Origin of the sequence: Providencia sp. PROV174 (assembly GCF_028480685.1) — a bacterium.
Taxonomy (GTDB): domain Bacteria; phylum Pseudomonadota; class Gammaproteobacteria; order Enterobacterales; family Enterobacteriaceae; genus Providencia; species Providencia rettgeri.
This window is the reverse complement of record NZ_JAMPOT010000007.1, coordinates 36,606-50,730: the sequence shown is the minus strand read 5'-3', so window position 1 is coordinate 50,730 and position 14,125 is coordinate 36,606. Positions and strand designations below refer to the sequence as shown.

Here is a 14,125-nt window from a genome sequence, read left to right as displayed (position 1 = left end):
CGGGGTTCTCGTCTATTAAATTAGTTAGTACGATACAAATTATGCTTTGTATTTGCTCATCACTAATGTGGCGTTAGTTCCACCGAAACCAAAACTGTTAGACATGACTGTTTCCAGCGCTTGCTCCGTTGGTTTAGTCACGATATTCAGGCCTGCTGCTTTCTCATCTAGATTTTCGACATTAATGCTTGGTGCAATAAAGCCGTGTTCTAACATTAGCAAGCTGTAAATTGCTTCGTGGACACCCGCAGCACCTAATGAGTGACCGCTCATCGCTTTCGTTGCAGAAATTGCTGGGGAGTTACTACCAAACACTTCTTGGATAGCTTCTAACTCTTTGGTGTCACCCACTGGTGTTGATGTACCGTGTGTATTGATATAATCAATTTTTTCAACACCTTGCATTGCCATTTGCATACAGCGTACAGCACCTTCACCTGATGGCGCAACCATATCTGCACCGTCAGACGTTGCACCATAGCCAACAATTTCAGCATAGATATGCGCACCACGAGCTAAAGCGTGCTCTAACTCTTCAACGACGACGATACCGCCACCACCTGCGATAACGAAACCATCACGGTCTTTATCGTAAGTTCTTGATGCTTTGTCTGGCGTTTCATTGTATTTAGTCGACAATGCGCCCATCGCGTCAAACTCACAGGTCATTTCCCAGCTCAGTTCTTCACCACCACCAGCAAAAACGACATCCTGTTTGCCTAATTGGATCAATTCAACCGCATGGCCAATACAGTGCGCTGATGTTGAACAAGCAGAACTGATTGAGTAGTTTACACCTTTGATTTTAAACGGTGTTGCTAAACAAGCAGAAATACCCGATGCCATTGCACGAGTTACCATGTATGGGCCCACACCACGTAAACCTTTGGCACGCATACCGTCAGAACCCGCAACTTGGTTACGTGGAGAACCACCACCAGAACCAACAACGATACCTGTACGTAAATTTGAAACTTGTTCTTCTGCTAAACCTGAATCCGCAATCGCTTGTTCCATTGATAAATAAGCATAGGCGGAGCAATCACTCATAAAACGGAAGATTTTACGGTCGATTAAGTCTTTCGGGTCTAAGTTTTTGACATTACCCCAGACATGGCTACGTAGCCCTGCCTCTTTGAATTCTTCTGAGAAAGTGATCCCGGAACGACCTTCCTTCAGAGAAGCCAGTACTTCTTCCTGGTTATTACCAAGGCTGGAAACAATACCTAGACCAGTGATGACTGCACGCTTCATTCGTTACCTCATGACTATAATTATATGATTGCGGGATTACAGGTTGTCACTTTAGCTTACACTTGTACGCTGAACAAGTCCGATCAGGGTAAATATTTGTATTTTTTTCTTTGTGACGCTAATAAGACATTTTTATGGCGGTAGCCTTACACCGATATCAGCGGTAAAATTTAGAAATTATATAAACAATGTAGGCTTACCGTGAAAAAGAACGCTGTACAAACCGCACGCCTAAGCTGGAATGACGAAGGTACTCCTATGTCTGAACAGTTTGCAGATATCTATTTTTCTAACCAAGATGGCCTAGAAGAAGCTCGCCATGTATTTTTGCAAGGAAATCATTTTCCTGACCGCTTTGCGACGCACCCTTTTGCAACCTGCGTAGTTGCCGAAACAGGGTTTGGTACAGGCTTGAATTTTTTAGCATTATGGCAATCTTTTAACCAATTTAAAGCCGAAAATCCAAATGCAGCATTGCAGCAACTACATTTCATCAGTTTCGAAAAATACCCCTTAACAAAAACAGATTTAATCGCTGCACATCGCTGCTGGCCTGAGCTTGCTGACGTATCGCAAACCCTTTGTGAAAGCTGGCCACAAGCCTTACCGGGTAACCAACGGATCATTTTAGAAAATGGCCATATCATATTAGATTTATGGTTTGGCGATGTTAATGAGCAAATATCTTTACTAAAAAACAACTTAAACAATAAGATAGATGCTTGGTTTTTAGATGGTTTCGCCCCCTCAAAAAACCCCGAAATGTGGAATGAACAACTGTTCACTAATATGGCAACGTTAGCCCGTCTCAATGGGACTTTTGCGACATTTACCGTGGCAGGTGCGGTCAAGAGAGGCCTGCAACAAGCGGGTTTCACCCTTAAAAAAGTCAAAGGCTTTGGTAACAAGCGAGAAATGTTAACTGGAGTATTAGCTGAAAAAGAAATTGATATTCCAACCCCTTGGTTCGCAAGACGAAAAGCAGACAACCCAACGGATGTTGCTATCATTGGCGGTGGGCTCGCCAGTTTAACGGCGGCTTACGCTCTTCATAACCGTGGTGCTAAAGTCACCTTATACTGCCAAGATGCCCAAGTTGCACAAAATGCGTCAGGCAATCGCCAAGGGGCTATTTACCCCTTACTCACCGGCAATAACGACCCACTTGAGCGCTTTTTTGTCAGTGCTTTCCCTTTTGCTTCCCGCTTTTACCATCAATTGGAAAAACAAGGGCTCGCATTTGAAGGGCAATGGTGCGGTGTCAGCCAATTAGCGTATAACGATAAAGTGGCTCGTAAAATAGCGGGAATGTTAGAAACCGAGTGGCCTGACGATTTTGCTATGGGTAAAAACCGTCTACAACTGAGTGATATTTGTGGCGTTGATGTCAACCATGATGGCATTCATTATGCGTCTGGAGGATGGCTTTGCCCTGCCCAATTTTGTGAGAGTTTGCAGCAATATTTGCAGCAAAAAGGCGTTACCTTCTGTTTTGAACATAATGTGGTGGAATTAAAACAAACTGAACAAGATTGGCAGCTATTGGTTGAGGTAACAGGATCGCAAAACGAGCTAACACGTGTTCACTCAACTGTCGTTATTGCCAATGGGCACAAACTGCGTCAATTTTCTCAAACCAGCAATTTACCCATTTCACCTGTGCGTGGGCAAGTGAGCCACATTCCCACCAATCACACCTTACAACAACTGAAAAATGTTCTGTGCTTTGAAGGGTATTTAACCCCTGCCGATGCCTCTGGTACACAACATTGCTTAGGTGCTAGCTACCAACGTGAGCGACTTGATTTAGATTATAGTGAAGAAGAGCAACAAGGAAACCGCCAAAAACTAATTGATAACCTACCTGATGTGGCTTGGCCTAGGGACATCGACATCTCGCAGCAACATTCACGCCAAGGTATTCGTTGTGTTATCCGCGACCACTTCCCTTTATTAGGCAATGTGCCTGATTTTGAACAACATCTGGCACATTACCATGATTTACCCAGTAAAATAGCCAAAGAACAACCTATTGCATTAGCGCCTGTGCACCCGAATTTATTTATTTTTGGGGCATTAGGGTCAAGAGGGTTATCCACTGCCCCCCTTTGTGCGGAATTGCTCGCTGCTCAAATTTTTGGGCAAATACTTCCGCTTGACGATGAAACCCTTGCAGAATTGAACCCAAACCGTTTTTGGGTAAGGAAATTATTATTAGGTCGCCCGATTAAACTCCCTTATTAATACCTTATGTTAATGAGATAGCCATTGCACAACGGTCTTCAGCGGCAAACCCCGCCTCGACTTCAGACTGTAAAATAGCCTGTAACTCGGTGGTTAACTCATTAATTTCAAGAATTTTAAAACCTAAGCGTTGGTAATAAGGTGCATTCCAAGGTACATCACGGCAAGTGGTCAATGTCACTACCGTGATATTCCGTGCCAAAGCGGCATCAAGGACCTGCTTAATCAGCTTTTTACCCAACCCCTGCCCCTGCCATTGCTGGCAGACAGAAACCTCACAAATATGTAGGCTAGTATGATGATCTTCAGCATTGATAAAGCCAATTGGTTCATCACAATCATTCACTACAACCCATTCTAATTGCTCGGAAATGAAATCGAGGTGGTCTTGCTCTGTTTGCCCATCACCTTCGGCAAGCCATTGATATTTTTCGATACTCGTGAATGCCTGCCCTGCAGAAATTTCTACGGTAGGAAGATGTTTGGCATCGAGGGGGATTGCTAAACGAATATTCGCCATCATTTTTACTCACAACAAAATTTAGCTAACAAAAAAGCGGGTTTCCCCGCTTTCAATGTATAACATTACAAATTAAATTGCGTTATTTAATAAGTTTTTCCACATATCTAATACCAGTACTTGGTCTGGTGGTGTCAATTCGCCAGCTTTGATGGCATTTTGAATACTGACTTCGACACGTTGATATAATGCTTCAGAGCTGATTTCGTTTTCTTCTTCCAGCTCAGCCACAGCAAGGGTTAAGTGACCACGCAAATAGCCGCCAGCGAAGAGTTCATCATCACTCGCGTGCTCAACCATATCATCAATCTTCGTTAGTATGCGTGTTTCTAAATCCGCAAGCATGCTTAATCCTTACTTAAATGTGTGTTCATTAGGCAAAAATATCTTCCGGATAAGGAAAAGCTTCTGCACAAAGAGGTGGCGTATTGTAAAACAATTGTAACGCATTAATAAAGCGTAATGGGCGTTCAGGGATACCATTTTCTAAATAAAGCATCACTTGCGCATGAACTTTGCGCATAAACGCAATGCGGTCAGGCTCAAAATCCCCTTCTAAGTTGTCACAACTGACATTAAATGGAATGCCAACAGCAACACAAAACAGCCAGTCTAGCGCTTGAGGTTTAATCTCTACCACTTCAAACTCACACTGTGTTTTTTCATCTCGACCGTCTGGGCAATACCAATAGCCGTAATCGACTTGCTGGCGCCTTGCTTCCCCTGCGATACACCAATGTGAGATTTCATGCAGCGCACTGGTGAAAAAACCGTGTGCAAATACGATACGATGATAAGGCACAGCCTCATCAGCAGGTAAATAAATGGGTTCATCATCCCCTTTTACCAGCCTGGTGTTATATGTCACACCAAAACATTCATCAAAGATATTGATTAGATCCTGATAATTATGTGTACTCATGAATAATTTAAATCATCTTAAAATAATGAGAGAAACCAAGCTTTAATCACGTCACCATGGCTATCATGGAGTAATTTAATACTCATCAGTAACGAAATCACCACGATCATTGGCCTGATCAGTTTTTGTCCTTTGGTTAAGACCAAACGCGCACCTAAACGAGCGCCAACCATTTGGCCGATTAGCATAACAAAACCTAATGCCCAAAGAACATGACCCCCGATAATAAAGAACACTAAAGAGCCAAAATTAGAGGCAAAATTAAGTAACTTCGCGTGGGCGGTGGCTTTAGCAAGATTATAGCCGAGCAGCAGAACATAGCCTAATGCCAAAAAGGAACCAGTTCCGGGGCCAAATGCACCATCATAAAAGCCCAGTGTCATCCCAATTGCCACCCCGAAAAATGGCATGCTGATTCGTTGTTGGCGGTCTTGCACACCGATTGATGGCGTTAATAAAAAGTATAAACCGACACAAATCACCAAGATAGGCAACAGTTGTTTTAAGAACGCGGTATCAATCATTTGAATGACAATCGCACCCAGCATGGCACCAATCATGGTCATAATGAACGGAAACAATTGTTCTCGTAAATCTATGGCTTTGCGCCTGACAAAATAGAGTGTTGAAGAAAACGAACCGCCAACAGCTTGCAATTTATTGGTTGCTAACGCTTCAACTGGTGTGATTCCCACGGATAACAGAGCTGGGATCGTTAATAGCCCACCACCACCCGCGATGGAGTCAATAAACCCTGCAAATAGCGCAACAAAGAAGAGTAAAGCGTAAACTTCAGGAGCAACGGCGGTTAGCCAATCCATTTTACTATCCAAAGAGAAGAAATATCATGATGTTGATGTGAATATATCGCCAAACAGGTTTGGTAATATCACAACCTAGATGAGGTATTTTTAGGAGGCTTCATCCGAACCTTCATCATTAATGGAGCGACCTAATTAGGCCGCTCCGTAGCACTACATAACATACAGTAAAACGATTACTCAAACGGTTCCATTGCTGGCGTTACATCCGCGCACTGACCACGATGACGTAAATAGTGATCCATTAGAACAATCGCCATCATCGCTTCTGCTATCGGTACTGCACGGATCCCCACACAAGGGTCATGACGCCCTTTGGTGATCATTTCAACTTCTTCGCCATCACGGTTGAGTGTTTTACCTGAAACGGTAATACTGGATGTCGGTTTTAACGCAATATGCGCAATAATAGGCTGGCTACTGCTAATACCGCCTAAGATACCGCCTGCATGGTTTGATGTGAAGCCATTACGGGTAATTTCATCACGGTTTTCACTGCCTTTGAGCGCAATAACACCGAAGCCATCACCAATTTCCACACCTTTCACCGCGTTAATACTCATCAACGCGTGAGCGAGATCGGCATCTAAACGGTCAAATACCGGCTCACCTAAGCCCGCAGGCACATGCTCTGCAATAACGGTAATTTTAGCGCCAATCGAATCACCTTCTTTCTTTAAACCGCGCAATAACTCGTCAAGAGCCTCTAATTTGCTAGGATCTGGACAAAAAAATGGATTTTCTTCGACGATTGACCAGTCATTAATTTCACATGCGACTGACCCCATTTGCGTTAAACACCCATGAATTTGCACGCCGAGCTTTTCTTGTAAATATTTTTTCGCAATCGCGCCTGCGGCAACACGCATTGCCGTTTCACGTGCTGATGAGCGACCACCACCACGGTAATCACGCTGGCCATATTTTTGTTCATAAGTGTAATCTGCATGGCCGGGCCTAAACACGTCTTTGATTGCACCATAATCTTGCGAGCGTTGGTCAGTGTTTTCAATCAGTAAGCCAATGCTAGTTCCGGTTGTCACACCATTAAAGACACCTGATAAAATTTTCACTTGGTCAGGCTCACGGCGCGCAGTCGTATAACGTGATGTTCCCGGGCGACGACGGTCTAAATCTTTTTGTAAATCTGCTTCTGTCAGTGCTAAGCCTGGGGGAACCCCATCGACAATGCAACCTAATGCAACGCCATGTGACTCGCCAAATGTGGTCACACGAAACAGTTGCCCAATTGAATTTCCTGCCATCGGAGTTTCCTATTCTAAGCCATTCTTGTTTTATCAAGAATTTTGGTTGTTAATTATTATATCGTTGTGTCGTTATTATTGATTACATGATCTTAGAACATCACGCAACTGTTGATTAATCGATATAAAGCTCAAAATGTGCGTGATGCTCAACAAGTTGTTCACGAGTTAACATAAACACACCATCACCGCCGTATTCAAAGTCGAGCCAAATAAATGGAATTTCAGGATATTGTTCAATCAGATGAACCATGCTGTTACCCACTTCACACACTAAAACCCCTTCTTCCGTCAGAAAACGCGGTGCATTCGCTAAAATACGACGCACCAGTTTCAAACCATCACTTCCAGCAGCTAGTGCTAATTCAGGTTCGACGCGAAACTCTTCCGGTAAATCGTCCATATCTTCCGCATCAACATACGGTGGATTTGTCACGATCAGGTCATATTTGACCTCTGGCATATCACGGAATAAATCAGAGCGAATCGGTATCACCCGGTGTTCTAAACCATGATTAGCAATATTTTGCTCAGCAACGCTTAGCACATCACTTGAAATATCAACCGCATCGACTTCTGCATCAGGGAATTCATAAGCACAAGCAATCGCAATACAACCACTTCCGGTGCATAAATCAAGAATAGTTTGTGGTTCATCCGCCACTAAGCCAACAAAGTGGTTATTAATTAATTCACCAATTGGCGAGCGAGGAATAAGCACTCGTTCATCAACAAAAAATTCATGGCCACAGAACCATGAGCGATTAGTCAGATATGCAACCGGAATACGATCATTAATACGTCGCAAGACTCGCTCAATAATGCGGTGGCGTTCTGTTGGCGTTAAGCGAGATGTTAATAGCTCATCGGGCAGGTCTAGAGGCAAGTAAAGTGTTGGTAACACCAATTGTAGCGCCTCATCCCATGGGTTATCTGTACCATGACCATAGTACACATTGGCAGCATTAAAGCGGCTCATCGTCCAACGTAAAATATCTTGAATGGTATGAAGTTCTGCAACGGCTTCATCAACGAAAATCTTTTCCAAGAAGGGGTTCTCCAGCCTGTATTTTGAAAGGGAATATATGAATAGCTAAAGTTTGCCACGAAGTGAAAGACAAATCAGCAGATTAATGTAATAAAATTTGCCGAGGGAATCTGGTTATCACACTTATTAAAACAGGTTTAGACGTAAAAACGCCCTTTATTTTAGCTAAAGGGCGTGAAGAAAAATAATAAGTTCAGCAAGGAAGTCACAATACTAGCTTTCGTTTTGCAGTACCACTTCCGCCTCTTTCGCTGGTTTTTTCACCCAAAGTGCATAGGCGATAGTCAGTAATACTAACCAAACAATGCCGACATATAATGCAATTCGTGTCGATTCAAAATACCCCAAGACACCAAAGACAAATACCATAAATGCGATAGCTAAAATAGGAGCGACAGGCCACATAGGCACAGGGAATTTTAATTGGCTAATTTCTTCTGGCGACATTTTTTTACGCATTGCAAACTGCGACAGTAAAATCATCAACCATACCCAAATCGTTGCGAACGTCGCAATTGACGCAATCACCACAAACACATCGTCAGGGATGACATAGTTCAATACCACACCCACCAGCAATACCGCGACCATCACTAATACCGTCATCCAAGGTACACCATTTTTTGTCAGCTTGGTAAAGGCTTTTGGTGCTTGTCCTTCATGTGCCATGCCATACATCATACGCCCAGCACCAAAGATATCGCTGTTAATTGCCGAAATTGCCGCAGTGATTACCACAATATTTAAGATATTCGCCGCAGATTGAATACCTAAGCTATCGAAAATTTGCACAAACGGGCTACCTTGCTGCCCAATTTGGTTCCATGGGTAAATACACATCAAGACAAATAAAGTCAGAACATAAAAGAGTAAGATACGAATTGGTACTGCATTAATCGCTCTTGGAATCGTGGTTTCAGGGTTTTTCGCTTCACTCGCTGTAATACCAATAACTTCAATACCCCCGAACGCAAACATCACCACGGCAAAGGACGCAATCACCCCACCAATACCATTTGGCATAAATCCATCGTGAATAAATAAGTTCGATACCCCAACCGCATGGTCAGCCGCTTGGCCAAAACCAAACATCATTATGGCGGCCCCACCAACAATCATCGCAATAATCGCGATAACTTTAATGATTGACAGCCAAAACTCCATTTCGCCGAAGGTTTTCACATGGCATAGGTTTATTGCACCAATAAAGAAAATAATGCTCAACACCCAGATCCACTGTGCAACCTCAGGAAACCACAGCTTCATATATACACCAAATGCCGTCACGTCTGCCAAGCAAACAATGAGCATTTCAAAAACATAAGTCCAACCCGCAAAAAAACCGGCTCTCGCCCCTAAATAATGGCTGGCGTACTGTGAGAACGACCCCGCAAGTGGTCGATGGACCGCCATTTCACCCAGTGCTCTCATGACCATAAATACAGCGGCACCGCCGATAATATAAGCGAGTAATACCGCAGGCCCAGCGGTTTCTATTGCTTTAGCTGAACCATAAAATAAACCTGTACCAATCGCAGAACCTAAAGCCATAAATCGAATGTGACGCGCAGAAAGCCCTCGCGCAAGTTGTGATGTGCTTTGCATGATTTATCCTTCGTATTATTTTATTGTCGTGCAGATAAATACTTCAGGCGGCCAGTACATTGCCGGCCACCTTTTATTTGCTTGATAAACTAGTTAGGGAAAACAGCGCCAGCCTTGAACAGCGCAGACAGTTTATATTGGTTAATTAAATTAATTGCCGCTTCGATATCAGGGGCAAAATAACGGTCTTTATCATAGTAAGCCACTTGGTCACGCAATGTTTTACGTGCCTTCTCCAAGGTTTCGCTCGACCTCAAACCTTCACGGAAATCCATTCCCTGACACGCTGAAAGCCATTCAATGGCTAAAATACCCGTGACATTTTTTGCCATTTCCCATAAACGACGACCCGCCGCAGGCGCCATCGATACGTGGTCTTCTTGGTTGGCTGATGTCGGCAAGCTATCAACACTCGAAGGGTGGGCTAATGCTTTGTTTTCACTGGCTAATGCAGCCGCGGTGACTTGAGCTATCATAAATCCTGAGTTAACCCCCCCGTTATTCACTAAGAAAGGTGGCAACTGTGACATGTGGGTGTCCATCAGTAATGCAATGCGACGTTCGGATAACGCACCGATTTCTGCTAATGCCAGCGCAATATTATCGGCTGCCATAGCGACAGGCTCTGCATGGAAGTTACCGCCTGAAATAATATCGCCATTATCAGTAAAGACTAACGGGTTATCCGACACAGCATTCGATTCAATTAATATCACTTCAGCTGCTTGGCGAATTTGGGTTAAACAAGCGCCCATCACTTGCGGCTGACAACGTAATGAATAAGGATCTTGCACTTTCACACAGTTTTCATGAGACTTCGCCAATTCACTGGTCGGTGATAAAACATCACGGTACATCGCCGCAACATCAATTTGCCCTTTTTGCCCCCGAACTTCTTGCACTCGAGCATCGAAGGGTTTGCGAGAGCCCAATGTGGCTTCAACGCTAAGCGCACCACAAACAATGCCAGATAGCAGCAATTTTTCTGCCTCAAATAACCCTTTCAACGCGAAAGCCGTCGATGTTTGCGTGCCGTTTAATAACGCTAAACCTTCTTTGGCTTCCAATTTTAGTGGCGCTAACCCTGCTTTTTCTAACGCTTTTTTCGCTGAAATCCATTTGCCTTCGTAACGCGCCTTTCCTTCTCCTAACAGAATTAAACTCATATGAGCCAATGGCGCTAAGTCTCCAGAAGCCCCCACTGACCCCTTCGCAGGAATAAATGGATAAACTTGCGCATTTACTAATGCAATCAAAGCATTAATGACTTCAAGGCGGATCCCTGAAAAACCACGCGCTAAGCTATTAATTTTGAGAACCATGATTAAGCGCACGAGGTCATCATCTAACGGTTCACCCACACCAGCAGCGTGAGACATCACAATAGAGCGTTGTAATGATTGTAAATCTTTAGTCGCAATACGCGTATTAGCAAGTAAACCAAAGCCGGTATTGATACCATAAGCGGTTCTATCTTCTTCAATAATTTTATTGACCGTCGCAACGCTTTTCTCGATAGCACCGTGAGCGCGTTTATCTAATGCCACTGTTACCGATTGTTGGAAAACAATACGCAGGTCTTCGAGTGTCATTTTTCCTGGGTGAATAGTTAACTTAGTCATTAATGGCACTCCTTAACGTGTTTTAATCATCGGTAAATTAAGATTTTTTTCCTGCGCACATGCGATAGCAATGTCATAGCCTGCATCGGCATGGCGCATGACACCAGTTGCAGGGTCATTGTGCAGTACTCGGGCAATGCGCTCTGCTGCTTCATCCGTTCCATCACACACAATTACCACGCCAGAGTGCTGAGAGAAGCCCATACCTACGCCACCACCGTGATGTAAAGACACCCACGTTGCCCCGCTGGCTGTATTTAATAACGCATTAAGTAATGGCCAGTCTGAAACTGCATCAGAACCATCTTTCATTGATTCTGTTTCACGATTTGGGCTGGCTACTGAACCTGAATCTAAGTGATCACGACCGATAACAATCGGCGCTGAAACCTCACCGCTTCTTACCATCTCATTGAATGCTAAACCTAATTTAGCGCGTTCCCCAAGACCAACCCAGCAAATACGCGCTGGCAAACCTTGGAAACTAATACGTTCACGAGCCATATCCAACCAGCGATGCAAGTGTTTATCATCCGGCAGTAACTCTTTCACTTTCGCATCTGTTTTATAGATATCTTCAGGATCTCCTGATAACGCAACCCAGCGGAATGGACCAACACCGCGACAAAATAGCGGGCGGATATAAGCAGGTACAAAACCGGGGAAATCAAACGCATTTTCTACGCCCATTTCCAGAGCCATTTGACGGATATTATTTCCATAATCAAAGGTGGGAATGCCTTGCTGTTTAAATGCCAGCATCGCTTTAACATGTTCAGCCATAGATTTTTTTGCAGCCAATACAGTGGCTTGCGGGTCTTGAACACTGCGTTCACGGTACTCTTCCCAGCTCATACCAATGGGTAAGTAACCATTCAAAGGGTCATGAGCACTTGTCTGATCGGTCACCATATCTGGTTTTACCCCACGTTTGACAAGCTCAGGAAGAATTTCAGCGGCATTGGCGCATAGTGCAATAGAAATGGCTTTTCCTTCCGATGTGTATTTTTTCAGACGCGCTAACGCATCATCAAGGTCAGCCGCTTGTTCATCCACATAGTGAGTTCTTAAACGGAAATCAATACGGCTTTGTTGGCACTCAATGTTCAATGAACAGGCACCCGCCAGTGTGGCAGCAAGAGGTTGGGCTCCCCCCATTCCACCAAGCCCTGCTGTTAATACCCAACGCCCAGTTAAATCACCGTTAAAGTGCTGGCGAGCGGCTTCCACAAAGGTTTCATACGTTCCTTGAACAATGCCTTGGCTACCGATATAGATCCAGCTACCTGCGGTCATTTGCCCATACATGGCAAGACCTTTCGCATCTAATTCATTGAAATGCTCCCAATTTGCCCAATGTGGTACGAGATTTGAATTGGCGATTAAAACACGTGGTGCATTTTCATGGGTTTTGAAAACACCGACAGGCTTACCTGACTGAACCAGCAGCGTTTCATCGCTCTCAAGCTGCTTCAGGGACTCGACAATTTGGTCATAGCATTGCCAATTACGTGCTGCTCGCCCAATACCGCCATATACCACTAATTCATGAGGGTTTTCTGCAACATCAGGGTCAAGGTTATTCATTAACATGCGTAATGGAGCTTCTGTCAGCCAACTTTTGGCATTTAATGTATTCCCTCTCGGTGCCCTAATTTCGATATTTCGATATTTATTATTCAGTGCTGTCACTTGTATACCCTCTTTTATCTGTCCATTAGCTACCTTTTCTTGTTCCTATAGATATAGTTGTATATACATGTACGATCAATTAATCTTTTAACATAAAGATTAAAAAAATATGATATAAAAATATTTTTAGTCAAATAAAACAATGAAATAAATAAATCATCTGATATTTTGCTGTATTTTCTTTATTCTAAATCTGCTTGCCAGATCACATTTGATTTACAATAAATTCACACAAAATAGGTAGAGAAGGCATGCACTCGATATGATAAGCGGAAAATATGTTTTATATCATTCCGCCCATGCTTTGACGTGGTGAAAAAAACTTATGACGTGAAACTGCCTTTCAGCTTATAACGGTGACCCGGGAACAATAATTTTGTACTTGTCACCGTAAAGGACTGAGACCAAGTACGTCTTGTAATTAACAAGCAAGATGCACCTGTATTAATTTGCAATAACCTCGCGGAACGTTCATCTGCCTCCACGGCCTCCACAATATGCTCCCCTTGTGTTAAAGGAGCCACTTGAGACAAATAATCATGTGGTGTAATCGATAAAAAATTTTGCTGTAAGTAATCCGGAGCTGCTAACGCATTGACATATCGGTCTTCAATTTGAACAGGGACATCATTCTCTAAATGGACAATAATCGAATGGAACACCATGGTATCTGGGCTGATATTTAACTCATTTGCCAGCGCGGGCGACGCTTGAATTTCTTCGAGCTTAATTATCCTGCAGCTGTATTTGTGGTTTCTTGCTAGTATTTCCGCTTCAATACTGTGTATTTCAAATAGTGCAGATTGCCCTTTTGGCTCAGCCACAAAGGTTCCCACACCTTGCAAGCGAACCAATAACCCTTCAGCGGTTAATTCACGTAGTGCCCGGTTAGCAGTCATTCGACTACATTGAAACTGTGTCACGAGCTCAGACTCGGATGGAATACGGTCATTTGCTTGCCATTCTGCGGTGTGGATCTTTTCAATTATCGATTGTTTCACTTGCAAATATAGCGGGAGTGGTGTCCCTTGTTTATCCTTTTTATCGGCTGTCACAGTCATTTCCAATTTAATGATTAAAATCTTAAGTATTAATATGCTATTCGTTGAATAGCATACAACACGACCTTAGT

The 14,125-nt window shown here is 43.5% G+C and carries 12 protein-coding genes; 1 reads left to right on the top strand and 11 read right to left on the bottom strand.

Annotation, left to right across the window (positions count from 1 at the left end; translation table 11 throughout):
- Window positions 1–39: 39 nt before the first annotated feature.
- Entirely contained in the window at window positions 40–1,254 is a 1,215-nt protein-coding gene (gene fabB / locus PSE60_RS03895; protein WP_210836399.1) for a beta-ketoacyl-ACP synthase I, read from the bottom strand.
- A gap of 201 nt (window positions 1,255–1,455) precedes the next feature.
- On the opposite strand from fabB, the gene mnmC reads away from it, so the two are divergent.
- Window positions 1,456–3,498 carry a bifunctional tRNA (5-methylaminomethyl-2-thiouridine)(34)-methyltransferase MnmD/FAD-dependent 5-carboxymethylaminomethyl-2-thiouridine(34) oxidoreductase MnmC gene (gene mnmC, locus PSE60_RS03890; RefSeq protein WP_272664618.1) on the top strand — a complete coding sequence of 681 codons (2,043 nt, stop codon included), beginning with the start codon at window positions 1,456–1,458 and terminating at the stop codon, window positions 3,496–3,498.
- Between the two features lie 4 nt (window positions 3,499–3,502).
- On the opposite strand, the gene PSE60_RS03885 is transcribed toward mnmC, so the two are convergent.
- The 10 genes from PSE60_RS03885 to hutC all read right to left on the bottom strand — a co-directional run bounded on the left by PSE60_RS03885 (window position 3,503) and on the right by hutC (window position 14,054).
- Window positions 3,503–4,021 carry a GNAT family N-acetyltransferase gene (locus PSE60_RS03885; RefSeq protein ID WP_272664617.1) on the bottom strand — a complete coding sequence of 173 codons (519 nt, stop codon included), beginning with the start codon at window positions 4,019–4,021 and terminating at the stop codon, window positions 3,503–3,505.
- A 69-nt stretch (window positions 4,022–4,090) separates the two neighbouring features.
- Window positions 4,091–4,363, bottom strand: coding sequence for a YfcL family protein (locus tag PSE60_RS03880; RefSeq protein ID WP_210836397.1), 273 nt, complete (start codon window positions 4,361–4,363; stop codon window positions 4,091–4,093).
- A gap of 28 nt (window positions 4,364–4,391) precedes the next feature.
- Window positions 4,392–4,940, bottom strand: a complete 549-nt coding sequence (locus tag PSE60_RS03875; protein ID WP_109911530.1) for an elongation factor P hydroxylase — start codon at window positions 4,938–4,940, stop codon at window positions 4,392–4,394.
- A 17-nt stretch (window positions 4,941–4,957) separates the two neighbouring features.
- The gene (locus PSE60_RS03870) at window positions 4,958–5,761 is read right to left on the bottom strand and encodes a TSUP family transporter (RefSeq protein ID WP_004912371.1); all 804 of its coding nucleotides are present in this window, start codon (window positions 5,759–5,761) and stop codon (window positions 4,958–4,960) included.
- Window positions 5,762–5,937: 176 nt separating this feature from the next.
- Window positions 5,938–7,026, bottom strand: coding sequence for a chorismate synthase (aroC, locus tag PSE60_RS03865; protein WP_272664616.1), 1,089 nt, complete (start codon window positions 7,024–7,026; stop codon window positions 5,938–5,940).
- Between the two features lie 115 nt (window positions 7,027–7,141).
- A complete protein-coding gene (gene prmB / locus PSE60_RS03860; RefSeq protein ID WP_210836390.1) occupies window positions 7,142–8,074 on the bottom strand; it encodes a 50S ribosomal protein L3 N(5)-glutamine methyltransferase in 933 nt (310 codons plus the stop codon).
- Between the two features lie 213 nt (window positions 8,075–8,287).
- Window positions 8,288–9,679, bottom strand: a complete 1,392-nt coding sequence (locus PSE60_RS03855) for an amino acid permease (protein WP_272664615.1) — start codon at window positions 9,677–9,679, stop codon at window positions 8,288–8,290.
- Between the two features lie 89 nt (window positions 9,680–9,768).
- Window positions 9,769–11,301 carry a histidine ammonia-lyase gene (gene hutH / locus PSE60_RS03850; RefSeq protein WP_272664614.1) on the bottom strand — a complete coding sequence of 511 codons (1,533 nt, stop codon included), beginning with the start codon at window positions 11,299–11,301 and terminating at the stop codon, window positions 9,769–9,771.
- 12 nt (window positions 11,302–11,313) lie between these two features.
- Window positions 11,314–12,993, bottom strand: a complete 1,680-nt coding sequence (hutU, locus tag PSE60_RS03845) for a urocanate hydratase (protein WP_272664613.1) — start codon at window positions 12,991–12,993, stop codon at window positions 11,314–11,316.
- Window positions 12,994–13,316: 323 nt separating this feature from the next.
- Window positions 13,317–14,054: a histidine utilization repressor gene (hutC, locus tag PSE60_RS03840; protein WP_210836383.1), complete on the bottom strand. Its 738-nt coding sequence runs from the start codon at window positions 14,052–14,054 to the stop codon at window positions 13,317–13,319.
- Window positions 14,055–14,125 lie beyond the last annotated feature (71 nt).